The sequence below is a fragment of the Exiguobacterium sp. s102 genome (assembly GCF_018618635.1).
GTDB classification, from domain to species: domain Bacteria; phylum Bacillota; class Bacilli; order Exiguobacteriales; family Exiguobacteriaceae; genus Exiguobacterium_A; species Exiguobacterium_A oxidotolerans.
The window spans coordinates 730,603-745,908 of the sequence record NZ_JACSML010000002.1; the positions used below are offsets into that span (position 1 = coordinate 730,603).

22 protein-coding genes are annotated in these 15,306 nt (G+C 47.3%); 11 read left to right on the top strand and 11 right to left on the bottom strand.

Annotated elements, in window-relative coordinates:
* Positions 1–192: 192 nt before the first annotated feature.
* Positions 193–729 carry a GNAT family N-acetyltransferase gene (locus KNQ02_RS08870; protein WP_239456883.1) on the bottom strand — a complete coding sequence of 179 codons (537 nt, stop codon included), beginning with the start codon at positions 727–729 and terminating at the stop codon, positions 193–195.
* A gap of 152 nt (positions 730–881) precedes the next feature.
* On the opposite strand from KNQ02_RS08870, the gene KNQ02_RS08875 reads away from it, so the two are divergent.
* Positions 882–1,298 carry a GNAT family N-acetyltransferase gene (locus KNQ02_RS08875; RefSeq protein ID WP_088837007.1) on the top strand — a complete coding sequence of 139 codons (417 nt, stop codon included), beginning with the start codon at positions 882–884 and terminating at the stop codon, positions 1,296–1,298.
* 12 nt (positions 1,299–1,310) lie between these two features.
* Here the strand turns inward: KNQ02_RS08875 and KNQ02_RS08880 are convergent, their stop codons facing one another.
* On the bottom strand, positions 1,311–1,787 hold the full coding sequence (locus tag KNQ02_RS08880; protein WP_088837008.1) for a DUF2178 domain-containing protein: 477 nt from the start codon (positions 1,785–1,787) through the stop codon (positions 1,311–1,313).
* A complete protein-coding gene (locus KNQ02_RS08885) occupies positions 1,784–1,993 on the bottom strand; it encodes a helix-turn-helix transcriptional regulator (RefSeq protein ID WP_088837009.1) in 210 nt (69 codons plus the stop codon). Before KNQ02_RS08885 ends, KNQ02_RS08880 begins: the two co-directional genes overlap by 4 nt.
* Positions 1,994–2,189: 196 nt before the next feature.
* Here KNQ02_RS08885 and KNQ02_RS08890 point away from each other — a divergent pair, with 196 nt between their 5' ends.
* Complete coding sequence (locus KNQ02_RS08890; protein WP_214765909.1) at positions 2,190–2,369, top strand: DUF2171 domain-containing protein; 180 nt, start codon at positions 2,190–2,192, stop codon at positions 2,367–2,369.
* A 50-nt stretch (positions 2,370–2,419) separates the two neighbouring features.
* Here the strand turns inward: KNQ02_RS08890 and KNQ02_RS08895 are convergent, their stop codons facing one another.
* The gene (locus KNQ02_RS08895; RefSeq protein ID WP_214808077.1) at positions 2,420–3,607 is read right to left on the bottom strand and encodes an MFS transporter; all 1,188 of its coding nucleotides are present in this window, start codon (positions 3,605–3,607) and stop codon (positions 2,420–2,422) included.
* 30 nt (positions 3,608–3,637) lie between these two features.
* Positions 3,638–4,216 carry a TetR/AcrR family transcriptional regulator gene (locus KNQ02_RS08900; RefSeq protein WP_214765913.1) on the bottom strand — a complete coding sequence of 193 codons (579 nt, stop codon included), beginning with the start codon at positions 4,214–4,216 and terminating at the stop codon, positions 3,638–3,640.
* A 285-nt stretch (positions 4,217–4,501) separates the two neighbouring features.
* Here KNQ02_RS08900 and KNQ02_RS08905 point away from each other — a divergent pair, with 285 nt between their 5' ends.
* Together KNQ02_RS08905 and KNQ02_RS08910 are read left to right on the top strand one after the other, a co-directional pair.
* Positions 4,502–4,789, top strand: coding sequence for a hypothetical protein (locus KNQ02_RS08905; protein ID WP_214765914.1), 288 nt, complete (start codon positions 4,502–4,504; stop codon positions 4,787–4,789).
* A gap of 75 nt (positions 4,790–4,864) precedes the next feature.
* On the top strand, positions 4,865–5,953 hold the full coding sequence (locus KNQ02_RS08910) for a flavin monoamine oxidase family protein (protein ID WP_214808079.1): 1,089 nt from the start codon (positions 4,865–4,867) through the stop codon (positions 5,951–5,953).
* A 53-nt stretch (positions 5,954–6,006) separates the two neighbouring features.
* Here KNQ02_RS08910 and KNQ02_RS08915 read toward each other — a convergent pair whose 3' ends face one another.
* Positions 6,007–7,251, bottom strand: coding sequence for an MFS transporter (locus tag KNQ02_RS08915; RefSeq protein WP_214808323.1), 1,245 nt, complete (start codon positions 7,249–7,251; stop codon positions 6,007–6,009).
* Positions 7,252–7,334: 83 nt separating this feature from the next.
* The gene (locus KNQ02_RS08920; RefSeq protein ID WP_214804705.1) at positions 7,335–7,964 is read right to left on the bottom strand and encodes an ArsR/SmtB family transcription factor; all 630 of its coding nucleotides are present in this window, start codon (positions 7,962–7,964) and stop codon (positions 7,335–7,337) included.
* A gap of 223 nt (positions 7,965–8,187) precedes the next feature.
* Here KNQ02_RS08920 and KNQ02_RS08925 point away from each other — a divergent pair, with 223 nt between their 5' ends.
* Complete coding sequence (locus KNQ02_RS08925; RefSeq protein WP_214808082.1) at positions 8,188–9,390, top strand: cation:proton antiporter; 1,203 nt, start codon at positions 8,188–8,190, stop codon at positions 9,388–9,390.
* A 66-nt stretch (positions 9,391–9,456) separates the two neighbouring features.
* On the opposite strand, the gene KNQ02_RS08930 is transcribed toward KNQ02_RS08925, so the two are convergent.
* A complete protein-coding gene (locus tag KNQ02_RS08930) occupies positions 9,457–10,167 on the bottom strand; it encodes a GntR family transcriptional regulator (protein ID WP_214804699.1) in 711 nt (236 codons plus the stop codon).
* Positions 10,168–10,334: 167 nt separating this feature from the next.
* Here KNQ02_RS08930 and bglA point away from each other — a divergent pair, with 167 nt between their 5' ends.
* From bglA to KNQ02_RS08945, 3 genes are all read left to right on the top strand, one after another.
* Positions 10,335–11,795, top strand: coding sequence for a 6-phospho-beta-glucosidase BglA (bglA, locus tag KNQ02_RS08935; protein ID WP_214808084.1), 1,461 nt, complete (start codon positions 10,335–10,337; stop codon positions 11,793–11,795).
* A 138-nt stretch (positions 11,796–11,933) separates the two neighbouring features.
* Complete coding sequence (locus tag KNQ02_RS08940; protein WP_214808086.1) at positions 11,934–12,605, top strand: 5'-methylthioadenosine/S-adenosylhomocysteine nucleosidase family protein; 672 nt, start codon at positions 11,934–11,936, stop codon at positions 12,603–12,605.
* Between the two features lie 20 nt (positions 12,606–12,625).
* Positions 12,626–12,790 carry a hypothetical protein gene (locus KNQ02_RS08945; RefSeq protein WP_214808087.1) on the top strand — a complete coding sequence of 55 codons (165 nt, stop codon included), beginning with the start codon at positions 12,626–12,628 and terminating at the stop codon, positions 12,788–12,790.
* 174 nt (positions 12,791–12,964) lie between these two features.
* Here the strand turns inward: KNQ02_RS08945 and KNQ02_RS08950 are convergent, their stop codons facing one another.
* The 3 genes from KNQ02_RS08950 to KNQ02_RS08960 form a co-directional block, all read right to left on the bottom strand.
* Positions 12,965–13,168 carry a nucleic acid-binding protein gene (locus tag KNQ02_RS08950; RefSeq protein WP_214769320.1) on the bottom strand — a complete coding sequence of 68 codons (204 nt, stop codon included), beginning with the start codon at positions 13,166–13,168 and terminating at the stop codon, positions 12,965–12,967.
* 105 nt (positions 13,169–13,273) lie between these two features.
* Positions 13,274–13,450 (bottom strand): hypothetical protein, encoded by a 177-nt coding sequence (locus tag KNQ02_RS08955; protein WP_157898475.1) that lies wholly within the window; start codon positions 13,448–13,450, stop codon positions 13,274–13,276.
* Complete coding sequence (locus KNQ02_RS08960; RefSeq protein WP_214808090.1) at positions 13,443–13,835, bottom strand: hypothetical protein; 393 nt, start codon at positions 13,833–13,835, stop codon at positions 13,443–13,445. Before KNQ02_RS08960 ends, KNQ02_RS08955 begins: the two co-directional genes overlap by 8 nt.
* A gap of 116 nt (positions 13,836–13,951) precedes the next feature.
* Between KNQ02_RS08960 and KNQ02_RS08965 the strand changes: the two genes are divergently transcribed.
* From KNQ02_RS08965 to KNQ02_RS08975, 3 genes are all read left to right on the top strand, one after another.
* Entirely contained in the window at positions 13,952–14,251 is a 300-nt protein-coding gene (locus tag KNQ02_RS08965; RefSeq protein ID WP_214804691.1) for a putative quinol monooxygenase, read from the top strand.
* Between the two features lie 89 nt (positions 14,252–14,340).
* Positions 14,341–14,808 carry a hypothetical protein gene (locus KNQ02_RS08970; RefSeq protein ID WP_214808092.1) on the top strand — a complete coding sequence of 156 codons (468 nt, stop codon included), beginning with the start codon at positions 14,341–14,343 and terminating at the stop codon, positions 14,806–14,808.
* Between the two features lie 85 nt (positions 14,809–14,893).
* Positions 14,894–15,292, top strand: a complete 399-nt coding sequence (locus KNQ02_RS08975) for a hypothetical protein (RefSeq protein WP_214808095.1) — start codon at positions 14,894–14,896, stop codon at positions 15,290–15,292.
* The last annotated feature ends 14 nt before the right edge of the window (positions 15,293–15,306 follow it).

The window sequence follows — 15,306 nt, forward strand, 5'->3', positions numbered from 1 at the left end:
CATTTAAAGAACAGTATGTATTGCCTACATTCATCATCCTACTGAAGGAATATGAACGGAATATGAGAAAAATGTAAACAATTATGAAGAAGTAATGACAAGGAGCTATGAAAAAGGAGTTGGCATGTCTTACGAAACAAAAATATGAAAAAACTAGTCAGCGAAGTCGCCGGCTAGTTAGTGTGAAGCCTGTTAAACGAGGAGTAAGCCCATCAAAATCGTATCATAATACAAGCCGTCCGCAAGCAGTCGGTCGTGCTTGAGTCGTCCTTCGACTTGAAACCCGGTTGTCTGATATAAACGAACGGCCCCTTGATTCGTCTCGACGACGGTCAATTGAATCTTTTGCAGTTCGACCGTCCGTGCCCAGTCAAGTGTCGTCTGTAAGAGAGCCCGCCCGATGCCTTGCCCCCAACAGTCACGGACGACCCCGACGCCGAAGTCGGCTTTATGTGCGAACCGACGCAAGGAGAAACCGACACAGCGGGCATAACCGACGAGTTGACGATCCACTTCAGCGACGAGCAGGGAGTGGGGAATACCGGTCTCATGCTGAATCAATTGCAGAAATCCCTTTTCATCCAGCACGTCTTCGCCCGGGAATCGGTCAAAGTGGTCCGTTTCTGCATCGAGTCTCGCGCGCAGTAAAGCAAGCTGTCGTGCATCCGTAGGCTCTACCGGACGAATCGTGTACGTTACAGATTGAATGTTCGCGTCAATTGGATCCATCATATTCGCCTCCAAACTAGTAAAATCAAAATCGTCCCCCTTAAGAATGCCATAAATAATTTAAAAATGTAAAGTATTTCCATTAAGACAAACGAAGATTGTCTAGATCGACACATGATAGACTAGAAACAGATTGGAAAGGATGGATAGAGATGTTAGAGATACAACAGGGTTCAACGGAGGACCGCGAATACATTCGCGAACAATTGATCGGCTTCAACAAAACGAAAGTTCCGCTAGCGGTTCAACATGAGACGGAACAAATCTGTTTTCTTTTAAAGGAAGGTGGCGAGATTAAAGGCGGATTGACAGGTGAATACAGCTGGAACCACGTCCACGTCTCTTTCTTGTGGCTCGACGAGTCCGTCAAAGGCGGCGGATACGGCAGCAAATTATTGAGCATGGTCGAAGCCTATGCCAACGAACGTGCCTGCAGCAAAGTCATCCTCGACACGTTCAGTTTTCAGGCACCCGGCTTCTATGAAAAAAACGGGTACGTCGAATACGGTCGCTTGGACGATCATCCGGTCGAAGGGATAACACAATACTTCTACAAAAAATTACTTTAAATGAGTTGATTCTTATTTCTTGTAATAATAAATCCAAGCAATCAGATAGGACAGTGTGCCGAGCGATAAGACGGTCGCGATGGCGTAGAAGGGAAAGTTCGGAAAACCTTCAACGAGTTGGACGTAAAATAAAAACGGAATCATCAGGACAGGGAGTGTGGACAAAAATGTTGAATAGGCAACACGTGTCGCCTTACCTGTGATGACTTCCTCGCGCTCGTCCTGATCGGAAAATTCAGTCATCCCGACGGACCATTCGGAAAACGTACTTTTTTTGTTGGTCCGAGTCAGATACCCCATAACGGTTAGTAAAACAGCGATGAGTATCATCGGAAGAACAAGCGGAAGTTCCAATGTGATGTTGAATCCGGTACCGCGGACGGGATCATCGTTAAACACTTCAAGTTGATCGTGTACAGAACTGACGAAAGCAGCTAACAAATAGAACAGACAAATGTTTAAGCTCGATTGAATGATGACACGTTTCAAAGTGATTCCTCCTCCAGATAAAAGATGTCTTCGATTGGTCGGTCAAAGACCCGGGCGATGTGCATCGCCAGTAACAAGGACGGGGTATAGCTTCCTTTTTCGAGTGAGATGACGGTCTGGCGCGTGACGCCGATCAAGTCAGCGAATTGTTCTTGCGTCCAGTCCGTTTGGCGCCGTAATGCTTTGACGCGATTCGAAAGTTTCATCGGGACACTCCTTTCTTTCATAAACATATTGTATAGTTTGTTTTACATTTTGTAAAGTGAACTATACTTTTTATTTTTTCGTCTCATTTATCGAAAATTCGTGGAGTCTGACTAAAACAGAATAGTCTGACAACTTTCGGGTAATATGTACTTTATCACTTCGACGGCATCGGGACAGAAAAAGGGGGGGAATTAAATGTTGCCTGAATGTATTCCGGATCAAAGGGAGCTCGCACGCCGCATGCGCATCGTCAAAACGTTACGGAAGCTTGGAAAAACGGATGAAGCCATTGCAAAATCATTATATGTCCCGGTCGAGTGGGTCAGATCAGTCGAAGATAATTTATCGAATACTAGTTATCAGCAATCATCTTAATGCATGAAAAAGAAGCGTCTCCCTTAGTTCAGGGGAACGCTTCTTCATGTTCACGATGACAGTTTCGTTGCGCCCGAGTCGACCGACAGTTTCGGTTGACGCCAAAAGAACGTCAAGATGATGCCGACCGTCAGGACGATCGTCGCGAAATAAAACGGGTAGTTGAGATTGACATCAAACAGGAGTCCACCCGCAATCGGTCCGAGGATGTTCCCGACACTCGTAAACATCGAGTTCATTCCGCCGACGAAACCTTGTTCATCGCCGGCAATCTTCGACAGATAGGTCGTGACGGCAGGACGCATCAAGTCGAATCCGACGAAGACGACCATCGTCACAAGGATGATTGCGAAGTAACTCGTCACGTACGTCATGACGAGGACGAGGGCGGTCGAGACGATTAAGCTGTAACGGATCAGGCGAATTTCACCGAACCACCGCGTCAAGCGGTCGAACAGGCCGACTTGGACGACGACACCGACAATCGCTCCGAGGGAAATCGCGAGAGCGATGTCCTTCGCCGTGAAGCCGAACTTCCGGTCGACGAACAGGGCGAACAGCGATTCGAACGAGGCGAGACCGAATGACGAAATCAACAGGACCAAAAAAGCGACGAAATAGAGGGGGGAAAAGACTTTTGAGAAGCCGGCCGCTTGTTTGATAGTCGGCGCATCGGCATAATGACGTTCCGGTTCACGTAACGTGAAGACAGACAAAATCATCGCAATCATCCCGAACGTCGCGGCAAAGAAAAACGGAACCCGTGTCCCGATGTCAGCGAGAAAGCCGCCGATCCCCGGTCCGATTATGAAGCCGGTCGAAATGGCGGCCGACATATAGCCGAGCGCCTTCGGACGCGTCTCATTCGTCGTGATGTCGGCGATGAACGCCGTCACGGCCGGCATGATGAAGGCGGCACTGACTCCCCCTAGGATGCGCGAAGCGAACAGGACTTCGACCGTCTGTCCGAGACCGAATAACAGTTCCGACATGCTGAAGATGAACAAGCCGATGATGATCATCGGCTTTCGTCCATACTTGTCGACGGCGCGTCCGGCAAGCGGCGAGAGAATCAGTTGGGCAAAGGCGAACGCCGACACCATATAGCCGACCGTCGAGCCGGAGATGTTCAATTCATTCATGATCGTCGGGGTGACGGGAATGACGAGTCCGATCCCTAAAAAGGCGATAAACAGATTGAGTAAAAGTGTACCTAAAATGAGTTTGTTGTTTTGCATGATTTGAACCTCAGTTTCTGATTTGACTTCTTAACGGACGAGTCCGCGCCAAAAAATCGGCCAGACGGCAGTGAGTCGTTGTTGGTAGGCGTCAATCCCGTTATAGACGAGTTCTGTCATCGTTCCTTCCGCAACCGTCAAATAGGCGAGTGCGCCGCTCGTATAGTCTTCGGAGTAGAGAATCTGCTCCGTCCGGTCGCGTTCGCGAAATAAGCGTGCAAGGTGACGATGGATCGAATCGAAAAACGGATTGATCAACGCCGTCACTTCATGCTCCAGTTTGACGGGCGGGAAGTACGCGATGCGAAGGATGAACTTCATTTGGTCGTTTTGGTTGCTTTCCTCGATGAACCAGTCGAAAAATCCTTTTAGCGATGCTTCGAGCGGCAACTGCCGTGTCTCGACGAAGTAGGACGCGAGGTGTTTTTTCTGTTCACCGAGCGCGTACGCCATCGTCTTCAAAAAGAGATCGTCTTTTCCGGAATAGTGGGCATAGATGGATGGTTTCTTGATACCGACTTCCTGGGCGATGTCGTTTAAGGAGGCCCCTTCGTAGCCGTGACTCGCGAAGTGGCGCAAAGCGGTCGGGATTAATTGTGCAGCTTTCAAATCATTCACCTTCCTAACGGTCGTTAGTTTATAAAAATACTGTAGCATCTGGTTTGCTACTTGAACAGGAAAATGCCTCAAAGAATAACTTGAGTAAAACTAAAGGGGGTGCAACAATGGATATTATTAGGAATATTCTTGTGATTTGATTTGTAGAGACATCTGAAATGATGGATGTCATGTTAAACGAGCAATCAGGGGGCTGATCGTATAAATAACAGAATAATATCTATCATCTTGCTGGCCTTTTTGCTAGGTGGAACGTATTACGGGGTGATATCCCTATTGTTCAAAGAAGGTACATCTGTCAGTTCGTTCCCGATTCCGCGCTTTGCGACGGAGCAAACGGGTGCGAACGGGCAACACTACGCGACGCAACTTGCTTCAGAAACAGACGGACCGGGACTCCTGTATGCAGCACGCTTGAATCGTGACGGCTGGAAGAAAGTGAATCAAGAAGGAGCTAAAATTCTCTATCGCAAAGGCGAGACATTCGTTTCGCTGACGACGTTCGACGAGGAAGTATATGTTAAGCCTGTCCGTTTAGTCGAGTTCGAGCGTTTGGAGGATTGAGTCGGAACAAGGTACACTTGCTACAATAAGTAAGGACAGGAGCAATTCGTCCGTTCGTAGCAAAGGAGAATCAAGATGACACAATCCATCGCAATCATCGGAGCAGGCGTCAGCGGGCTTTATACAGCATCGCTTTTACAACAGATGGGGCAAGCGGTCACCGTCTATGAAGCACGGGACCGGATCGGCGGACGTATTGTAAGCGTGGCGGGTACGCATGGAGACGAGGCAGACCGCTTTGACCTCGGACCGACATGGTACTGGCCGGATACGGAAACGGTCATCACGGATCTTGTCGCCGAACTCGGCCTGACGGCATATGAACAACACACGACGGGCGCGATGGTACTCGAACGGCAAGCAGGAGCCATCGAACATCATCTGCTGGCACCGGACAGTATCGTCCCGTCGAAGCGGTTAGCGGGAGGAATGGAAGCACTCGTGACAGCGATTGCGTCACAACTCCCGGCGGCATCGCTCCGCTTACAGACACGCGTCACGAAACTTGAGCGGACGGGACAGCAAGTAACCGTTACGTCAATCAAAGACGGGCGGACGACTTCAGAAACGTATGACAGTGTCGTGGTTGCCCTTCCACCCCGTCTTGTCGAGAGGATCGCAATCGAACCGCCGTTTTCCGAGACGACGCGGGAGAAACTGCAAACGACCCCGACCTGGATGGCCGGACAAGCAAAAACACTTGTCGTCTATGACACGCCGTTTTGGCGCGAAGCGGGTCTGTCCGGGTTCGGGATGAGCTGGGTCGGCGCCATGCAGGAAATTCATGATGCATCACCGCAGCGCGGACCGGGTGCCTTGTTCGGTTTCCTACGGCTGACGGCAGAAGAGCGTCAGTCACTCGGGACGGAAGCGGTTAAAGCCCGTATCCTCGAGCAACTGATCACGATGTACGGCGAAGCAGCCCGTCATCCGCGGGAAGTGTTCTATTATGACTGGGCGCAAGACCTTGATACGGCGACGCCTGCAGATGCCCGTCCGTTAACGGAATTTCCGCAGTATCGGCCCATCGCAGTCGACGCGAACTGGCAAGGCCGACTTTATCTTGCCGGGACGGAAACGGATAGTGCGTTTGGCGGCCATGTCGAAGGGGCGCTCCGGTCGGCGAAGCGGGTCGTCGCCGAATGGACGATGCGGCATGGGTGATTTGTGACGCGCACAATGTTAATCATGAACGTCCTCGACGATCGGGGGCGTTTTTAACTGATTTTAAAAGTCGAAGCAGTCATTTGTTCCACCTGTGGTAACTTTCGGAGCTCGGGATGGAAGAACCAAACACATGCAATCAACGAAATACCGAGTCCGGCGAACATGAAAATGAAGTGAGGATCGACAAAGGTCGCTACATATCCACCTAGTAACGAACCGATCGGCATCGCGGCAATTCCTAAGCTATACGCGACTGAATTTACGCGCCCGAGTAAGTGGTTCGGGATGATGGTTTGCGTAACACCGGCAAACAAAACATTTATGGCACCGATTGGAATCCAGGCGATACCGAATAAAATCGGTGTAGCAAATGGACTTGAGAGCCACCCGGCAAATACCCAGCAGATGGATCCGACTAAAAAGCAAACGATTGTGGCGATTCCGACGCGAAGTTTTCCGAGGGTCGAACCGAGGAGTGCACCGAGCAACGAACCCGCTGACATAGCGGCTAACAGAATACCGTATGTTTGTACACCGCCGATTTGATCCGCGAAGACAGGAAGGACGGCTACCGTCATCCCAATCGCAAAATTTGCGACAGACGAACCAATCAGAAAGACCCAAAGTAATGACGTGAAGACGACAGCGAAGCCGTCTTTTAAATCATCGATATAGTCGATGAAGGTAAGTTTTAAGGAGTGTTGCGTTTTTGGTGTTGGCGTTTTTACAAAATCCATGTTGAGGAACGAGAAAAACATCGCGGCGAGTGCGAATGTCACTGAATCGACGAAAAACATCGTGATGGCACCAAAGAAGGCAATTGCTAATCCTGCCAATGAATTGAAGACAAGATCAACGCCTTGATAAGCAAATGCAAAAAGTGAATTTCCTTGCAGCAGTTCTTTTTCTTTTAGAAACAAGGGGAGGGCTTTAGTTTGCGTCGGATAGGCAAACTCTTCGACGCAGGCGAGGAGTGGCATGACGGATAAAATTAAAGTGATGCTTAAAAAATCGAGCAGGTAAGCGAGTGGAATGATCAAAATCAAAATCGACTGCACGACTTGGGTGACGATTAACGTCGTTTTGATTCTCCAGCGGTCGACCAGCGGACCCGCAAGAAATTGCAGGGCTTTTGGTGATAAAATCAGAAACCCGGCGAGCCCTGTATAAAATGCACTTTGTCCAATGTCATGGACAAGCCACATCGCGGCGATGTAATAAAGACTGTCTCCGATATTCGTCACGAGTCGGCCGGCCAATAAAAACATGAAATTACGGTTTTTCAAAAGTTCAATCATACATAAAACCTCCAGAAGATTTATTATTTTGACCAGTCAATTTAATTTGACAATGAAGGGTAAAGAAAAAGGCTATACGTTCAAGCCTTGTTTTCTTCATCCTCATGTTCAATCGTTTCCATGATGAGTTCATCCACTTCAAACGCCATCGTAGAAAAGAAGTAAAGTTTTTGAGCGGTTTCTTCACTTGGTTCTTTTGAGAGGTGTCTAAGTTCCTCCATCAAAGCAAAATATTTTTTCATCCAATCGTTAAACTGTTCCTCCGTTGCAGAGATTTGCCACATTGAACCGACGTGATTCCAGTCAGCAGGCGATTCACTGGCTCGTTGAGGGGTAAATGCATGCTCGGGCGCAGATAAAATAACTTGCTTTGTTTTTTCGGCCATTTGAAAAAGCAATTGCCGATTGGATTCATTGACGTCTTCCATATGGGGCAAGAGCTCAAGTGATGGAGTGAACCCCCGTGCCACCGATTGATAAAACTTTTGGATGATTCCGCCTTTTTCTTCCGTTTTGACTAACGTGATCAAGTGATTCTTTTCGAGCTCCTTTAAATGATAGTGTACTTTAGGACGCGATAAGTTAAGTTTTTCAGACAACATTTGACCCGTGAGTGGTTTTTCGATCAACCGCATCATGATTTCAGCTCGGATCGGAACACTCAGCGCCTTTAATTGGCTTAAAGTGGTTAGCGTTAAAATGGATTTCATGAGAAGACTCCTTTTTATTTGACCGGTCTAATTTATTTGACAATAGAATAACATAGATTTACTTTTAACAGTTAATATTTTTTGCAAGGCATTACATTCTCTTGGATGAGGTATTACTTGACAGATTGGAAAATCGAGTGAAGGATTTGTTTTAACTAATTATTGAAAAGGTATAAGGGCACATAGAATATTTTAGTGCGACATGTAAGGGAAGGGTGACTGTATGACGTATCAAATTTTGATTCTACTACTTATCGGCTACGTAATTTACACAATCGATTTAAAACAAAAAATGATTCCTGTTCCGATGGTGCTCGTCGTGATTGGACTGGGTCTTTCATTTATCCCCTATTTTTCTTCGCTTCATCTATCAAAGGAAATCGTATTTGAAGTGTTTTTGCCGGCGCTCCTGTTTACGGCAGCGTATCAGTTTCCGATTAAACAGTTGAAAAATAATTGGGGTATCATTACGGCGTTCAGCACGATTGGGTTGATTGTGACGGCCTTATTACTCGGTGTCTCAATTTACTGGATCTCAAATCTGTTCATTTCACTTTCGCTGACGGCTTCGCTGCTCCTTGCCGCCATCCTGATTCCGACCGATCCGGTCTCGGTAACGTCCATCATCAAAAAAAGTACAGGGGACGAACAACTCGCCGATATCGTGGAAGGAGAATCGATGGTCAATGACGGGACGAGTATCGTTTTGTTTACGATCTTATTAACGATGTTTCAAACGGGGGAACGTTTTAATTTCACGACATTTATCGAACAATTTATGCTTGTTTCGTTTGGCGGAATTCTGATTGGTTTCTTGCTCGGATGGATTTTAAGTAAAATCATTCACTTGACGACGCAAAAAGAATATCAAGTGATGTTGAGTATCGTCATGTCGTACGGTGGATTTTATCTTGCAGAAGCGCTTGGTGTCTCAGGTGTTCTCACCACCGTCATTTTGGGGATTTTCTTGTCTTACGAAATCGAAAAAGCGGATGAGGAGAAGGGAATTAAAGCATCATTAGATGGATTTTGGAACATCATCAAACCAACATTTTTATCGATTTTATTCTTACTGATTGGGATTCAAGCAGCTGGATACTTAGTTTTTTCACAATGGGGACTGGCGTTGATCATTTTTGGCCTAACCTTGTTGGCACGGTTCATCATGGTCAGCGGCTTCATTTATGCGGTACCGGCCTGGAAAGGTGAATTTCGCGACGACTTTTCGACGATCTCAATCATTACGGCAGCCGGGATTAAAGGTTCGATGTCTGTCGCGTTGTTACTATGGCTCGAAAAAACGGTCTCAGCGCAATATGATGTGTTGATTTCCTTAGCGTTTGCTGTCATCGTCCTGTCGTTGATTGTCCAAAGTATCGGTATTTATCCGCTGACGATTTTCTTGAGTAAGCGGCATAAACGATAATAAAAAAGAAAATCAAAAAGCAGACATTGTCCAAAAAGTACTTGGATCGTGTCTGCTTTTTTGCGTTTACAGATACAAGCCGTTCGCCTGAACGACGAATTGCGAGTGTTCGTAATGATAGGTGATGACGGAATAATCGAACGGACGACCGTTCGACAAGTGGAAGATCGTCTCGACCGTCAATGCCGGATCACCGGCTTCAAGTTCCAAATGTTCCGCAATCGTCTCCGGCAATTTGCCGACGTGCATGTACATGTCGGAAAAGCCGATGTTCAGTCCGAGTGCCGTCTCAAGATACTCGAAAATCGATTGTTCGACGATTTCCCGGTTCAAGTATGGGACGAGTGCTTTTACGTAATAGGATTCTTCGAGGCAGAGAAGCCGTCCGTCAATGTAGCGGATCCGTTTGACGAAATAGATGTCTGTCCCAGGTGTAATGGCAAGGTTATGAGCGAGATCCTCCGGGCAGGCAATGACTTCAAGTTCGAGTAAACGCGACGTGATATCATAATCGATCAAGTTTTGCTTGAAGCCTTGTGTCGAGAAGAGATTAAAATACCCTTTCCGATTACTTTTGCGGACAAAAATGCCGCTGCCGCGAACTTGAAAGATGATTCCTTTTCGTTCCAGCAGTTCGAGCGCTTTCGTCATCGTCGTTTTACTGACCTCAAATTGTCGGATCAATTGATCGAGAACCGGTAATTTATCGCCTTGCTGTAACGCATTCTGTTCGATGTAGGCTTCGATTTCCGTCGCCGTTTGTTCATATTTCAGCATGGTTCACCCTCATTTATATAAAAATTGTTATATCGCAACTATATCATAATAAAAAGACGATATTTGTAAACATGTTTTTTAAGATTAAATGTGTATTGATTAATTGTGCATGTACAATTATGATGATAATAAAGGTATACATCTCGATTGTTAGGGAGGACTTGAAGATGAAAGCATTACCAAACAACTTTTTATGGGGCGGCGCACTGGCTGCGCATCAATTTGAAGGTGGCTGGAACGCCGGCGGCAAAGGGCCGAGTGTCGTCGATGTCATGACGGCAGGCGCGCATGGCGTCGCCCGCCGAATTACCGATACGATTGAAGAGGGGACGTTTTACCCGAACCATGAGGCGATCGATTTTTATCACCGCTATCAAGAAGACATTGCCTTATTCGCCGAGATGGGATTGAAGTGTCTCCGGACATCGATCGGCTGGAGCCGGATTTTCCCGAACGGTGACGAAACGGAACCGAACGAAGCGGGACTGCAGTTTTATGATGATGTCTTTGACGAGTTGATTAAACACGGCATCGAGCCGATCATCACGTTATCGCACTTTGAAATGCCGCTCCACCTCGCGCGCGAATACGGCGGGTTCCGTAACCGGAAAGTCGCTGAGTTCTTCGAACGCTTCGCCGAAGTCTGCTTCACACGCTACAAAGATAAAGTCACGTACTGGATGACGTTTAATGAAATCAACAATAAGATGGATGTGGAGAATCCGCTGTTCCTCTGGACGAACTCCGGTGTCAAAGTCGAGCCGGGCGAAAACGCGATGGAAGTCATGTATCAGACCGGTCACCACGAACTGATTGCGAGCGCCCTTGCCGTCGCGAAAGGGAAAGCGATCAATCCCGACTTCCAGATCGGAGCGATGATTTCCCACGTCCCGATCTATCCGTACTCATCGCATCCGGAAGACGTCATGCTGGCGGAAAAATCGATGCGTCAACGTTACTTCTTCCCGGATGTTCAGGCACGCGGTTATTATCCGAACTATGCCTTAAAAGAGTTCGAACGGGAAGGCTATCAGATTCCGATCCTCGACGGCGATGACGAGATTCTGAAAAGCGGAACGGTCGACTACATCGGCTTCAGTTACTACATGTCGACGACCGTCAAACACGATGCGACGGTCAACAATACCGGTAACATCGTCAACGGCGGTCTTGCGAACGGCGTCGAGAATCCGTACATCCAGTCGAGTGACTGGGGCTGGGCGATTGATCCGGTCGGACTCCGTTACGTGCTGAACCGGTTATATGACCGCTACCAGCTCCCGCTTTTCATCGTCGAAAACGGCTTTGGGGCCGTCGATACGATTGAGGACGGCAAGATCCACGACGCAGCTCGGATTGATTACTTGAAAACACATATCGAAGCGTTGACGGAAGCGGTCACGGAGGACGGCGTCGAACTGATGGGCTACACACCATGGGGCATCATCGACATCGTCTCGTTCACGACGGGTGAGATGAAGAAACGCTACGGGATGATTTATGTCGACCGCGATAATGAAGGCAATGGCTCGATGGAACGGATGAAAAAAGATTCGTTCGACTGGTATAAACAGGTCATTGCGACGAATGGACAGGAGTTGTCGTACGACAAAGCGACACAACAGTAAATCGATAAGCCTCCACCTATACCGGGTGGAGGTTGTTTGTTGTCTGTCAAATCACGCTTGCTTGAAATATGAAAACAAGCGATGATGAGAATGTATATATTATCCAAAAGTGACGAGGGCGTTTAAGGGGATGAATGAATGATTGGTGTCAGTATTGCGACGATATGGGAGTTCGAAGCGACGCTCGCGTATTTCGATGTAGAAGAATCAGAACGTACTAAGTACCCATACGGCGAATATTTTTTCCGGACGATTGCCGGAAAACGTGTGTTGTTTTACAGCACCGGTGTCCGGAAAGTAAACGGGGTCGGGGCCAATCAGTACATGATGGCGCAGTTCCCGCTTACGAAAATCATCGTTGCCGGGACCTGTGCCGGCATCGACGAGTCGTTTGCCGTACTCGACATCATCGTGCCAAACCGCGCGGTCCAATATGATTGTACGGTGAAAGAAGTCGAGCCGTTGATCAAGCCGTCCTTCATCGTTGAACTCGCTGTTGCGGCTTACCAAACAGATTGTCACACCGGAACGATCGGTACGGCAGACCGGGCCGTCGTGATGTGGAACGATTACTTGGAGCTGAAAGACAATGCCATCACGGTAGCCGATACGGAAGCCGGCGCAATCGCCTATATCTGTCAGAAAAACGGGATCGAATGTATCATCATTAAAGGCATCTCCGATTTTCCGGCGGACGAGACGGACAGCGATCCGGTCCAGTCGAACGAGGAACAAATCAACGTCTACATAGCGAATACGCCAAAAGTGATGCGCAAAATATTCAGTGACTATCTAACACGATTCATTTAGAACATCAGGAGGGGCGACGCATGAAAACATTAGTGGTTGGTTGTCTGCTGACCGTCAACGCTAAAAGCTTAATGACACAAAAGACGCAGTCTCGGATGAAATCCCGGAACTGCGTCTTATTTATGCTTAGTGCATCGGCTGCTAATTTTGTTCAGACTCTTGTTTTTCTGACTGAGCCGCTTTGAAGTTGCGATAAATCGTATAACCGACAGTGACAGGAAGAATGACCATTCCATACCCAAGCTGCAAGTTTAAAAAATAATACCAGAAAATCGTAAAAACAATCATGATTAGAAGGAGGCGGATACTAGATATGTGGTATGTACTCACTTAAAACGTTCCTTTCTTTCAAAGTATTGTTATGTTTTTAGAAAGTCGTTTGGTTGATCGACATAAAGTTGGACCAGTCCGCACTTCGGACAAACGGCAGCCTTCGCTTCTGCAGATGCCTTACTGAAAAAACGACCCGGTTTTTTAATCTTTAAGCCGTACATGGCACCTTTGACGTGGACTTCACAGTCTTCGACTAGTCGGGTGTCGCATTGGGTACAGGTTCGGTTCATGTAACTTGTCCTCCTATTTAGCTTGAACTACCTCCACCTGCGCTGGGCTTCGCCCTGAGACACTTAGAGGTGGGAGTATTCTCGCCTGATTTTGATAAATATTCTTCAACTGTCCTTTAATACGTGTCGGAGTTCGCTGACGCCAAGGATCAGCATACAAAGCGAAAGTGGTATGAAGAATACTAAAAACGATAGTGTTGTTATGGCATCCAACAAAAATAAACTGAGCAGGATGATGGTCAAAATGGTCGTCAAGCTGACGAGCGAACTGCGGTTAGACATCGTTCTCCTCCTTTGAGTGATCGTTCATCCGCAAACGGACATACCGGATGATGGCTGGTACCGCAATCGAAATTGAAAAAGCGCCAACGAGCAACAAATCGGTCTGCTCGAAAAATAAATAATCGATGCCGATCAACAGGAATAATAAAATCTGGATGATCCGAAAACGGAGCCGTGTACTCCGGTGAATGATGTCCTGTTCTTTCGATGGACTGGAGTAGTGCGTATTCTGACTCAGTAATTCAAAATAAAAATAACTGAGGACGCCGAGTTGGACGACCGAAAAGAAGGTAGCGCCTGTCTGTTCAAAGAAGATACTAAATAGGGTCATCCCGAACAGGAGTAAGTAGAGTGCTGATACGATTCGTTTCGTACGTGTAGTCAAAGTAAGTCCTCCTGAAAGTCAGTCGATGCTACTCTGTTCTACGGCACGGCAAGGAAAATGTTTCAAGCTATGAATGCATACAAAAGGAACTTAAGAAACAATGAGGAGGAATCAGGATGAGTTACGGGATTTTTGGGAAATTTACGACGACGGCGGGACAGCAAGAAAAATTGGTGGAGCTGTTACTTGAAGCAGCAGCCTCGTTCGAAGACGAGCCGTCATGTCTCCACTATATCGTCAGCGTATCAGAAGAAGCGGACACGGTCATCGTCCACGAAATTTGGACGAATCAAGCGTCGCACAAGGCGTCACTCGAGCTTCCGACGACGCGGCGCCTGATTGAGCAGGCACGCCCGTTGGTCACGGGAATGGAGCGGTTATTGACATTCAACCCGCAAGGCGGAAAAGGGTTATAAAGGGTAATTTTTGATGTTTTAGTCGAAAGTTTGTAAAAAATTAGAACTTTTTTTACCGATTGACGTAGAGTATACATGAGGTGAGTATGATGGAAAAACGACGAAGAATTCAACGTATCCGGGAAGAAAAGGAACGCATCGCGTTCTTTCGCATTATTTTTGCTGTAATGCTTGGTTTTAGTATCTTTGCACTTCTTCAATATGAAACAGCAATTTGGCCTAAAATCCTCGTCGGGGTGAGCTTTCTGGCACACGGTGTTTTGCACTGGATTGAAGCGAAACGAATCAGTGTATTTTCAGACAGCCGACCAGCACGCAACATCATCCGACTCCGCTACGCGGTTGATTTTGCTCTAATCGGACTGATTGCTTTTTTCTTCCCGCTATTAATCCGGTTCGAACTACCGCCTTTGCCAAGTTTTATCGGCTACTTTATCGGACTTGCAGCCTTCATTATCGGTGACATCTATCTCGAGCGAACGCAGACGGTGCTTGACCCAACCCATCCGACGAAAAAAGAATTACGGAGTAAAATGCCTGTCCTGAAAGCCAGATGACTTTAAGTAGGGGATGAACAAAATGGAAAAACAAACGAAAATTCTAGTCATGCAGTAGGAAAGAAAGCGGAATCTCGTTACACGATTGGTATTACTAGGAGTCGTCGCGCTAAGTCTGTACGGCTTGGTTCAAATGGGGGCTGACGAATGGATTGTTCCACTGCTCGTCCTCCTCGTCCTCATCCATGGACTGATACTGCTCGGCGAGGCAAGGCGGATCAGTGCCCTATCAAGCATCAAAGCAGCACGACGGCTGATTCGTTTCCGTTACGCGGTCGAGTTCGGTTTCGTTCCCGTTCCTTTATTGATTGCGCTTCAGGCATGGATCCCTAATTATTGGGGTATATCTGTTTTAATCGTTCTTCTGCTGGCTCTGCTGTTGATTGCCTTTTTGAAACAATATCTGGAATTGCGGATCATGCGGACGGATCCGAGTCACCCGACGGACGACGATCTACGCAAAAAAACACGGATGGCAAACTAAAACAGTACTTCTAC

Excerpts from the sequence above, each read along its gene's own strand:
- KNQ02_RS08870 (WP_239456883.1), bottom strand. The coding sequence starts at position 729 with ATGGATCCAATTGACGCGAACATTCAATCTGTAACGTACACGATTCGT.
- KNQ02_RS08875 (WP_088837007.1), top strand. The coding sequence starts at position 882 with ATGTTAGAGATACAACAGGGTTCAACGGAGGACCGCGAATACATTCGC.
- KNQ02_RS08885 (WP_088837009.1), bottom strand. The coding sequence starts at position 1,993 with ATGAAACTTTCGAATCGCGTCAAAGCATTACGGCGCCAAACGGACTGG.
- KNQ02_RS08890 (WP_214765909.1), top strand. The coding sequence starts at position 2,190 with ATGTTGCCTGAATGTATTCCGGATCAAAGGGAGCTCGCACGCCGCATG.
- KNQ02_RS08895 (WP_214808077.1), bottom strand. The coding sequence starts at position 3,607 with ATGCAAAACAACAAACTCATTTTAGGTACACTTTTACTCAATCTGTTT.
- KNQ02_RS08910 (WP_214808079.1), top strand. The coding sequence starts at position 4,865 with ATGACACAATCCATCGCAATCATCGGAGCAGGCGTCAGCGGGCTTTAT.
- KNQ02_RS08920 (WP_214804705.1), bottom strand. The coding sequence starts at position 7,964 with ATGAAATCCATTTTAACGCTAACCACTTTAAGCCAATTAAAGGCGCTG.
- KNQ02_RS08925 (WP_214808082.1), top strand. The coding sequence starts at position 8,188 with ATGACGTATCAAATTTTGATTCTACTACTTATCGGCTACGTAATTTAC.
- KNQ02_RS08930 (WP_214804699.1), bottom strand. The coding sequence starts at position 10,167 with ATGCTGAAATATGAACAAACGGCGACGGAAATCGAAGCCTACATCGAA.
- bglA (WP_214808084.1), top strand. The coding sequence starts at position 10,335 with ATGAAAGCATTACCAAACAACTTTTTATGGGGCGGCGCACTGGCTGCG.
- KNQ02_RS08940 (WP_214808086.1), top strand. The coding sequence starts at position 11,934 with ATGATTGGTGTCAGTATTGCGACGATATGGGAGTTCGAAGCGACGCTC.
- KNQ02_RS08945 (WP_214808087.1), top strand. The coding sequence starts at position 12,626 with ATGAAAACATTAGTGGTTGGTTGTCTGCTGACCGTCAACGCTAAAAGC.
- KNQ02_RS08950 (WP_214769320.1), bottom strand. The coding sequence starts at position 13,168 with ATGAACCGAACCTGTACCCAATGCGACACCCGACTAGTCGAAGACTGT.
- KNQ02_RS08955 (WP_157898475.1), bottom strand. The coding sequence starts at position 13,450 with ATGTCTAACCGCAGTTCGCTCGTCAGCTTGACGACCATTTTGACCATC.
- KNQ02_RS08965 (WP_214804691.1), top strand. The coding sequence starts at position 13,952 with ATGAGTTACGGGATTTTTGGGAAATTTACGACGACGGCGGGACAGCAA.
- KNQ02_RS08970 (WP_214808092.1), top strand. The coding sequence starts at position 14,341 with ATGGAAAAACGACGAAGAATTCAACGTATCCGGGAAGAAAAGGAACGC.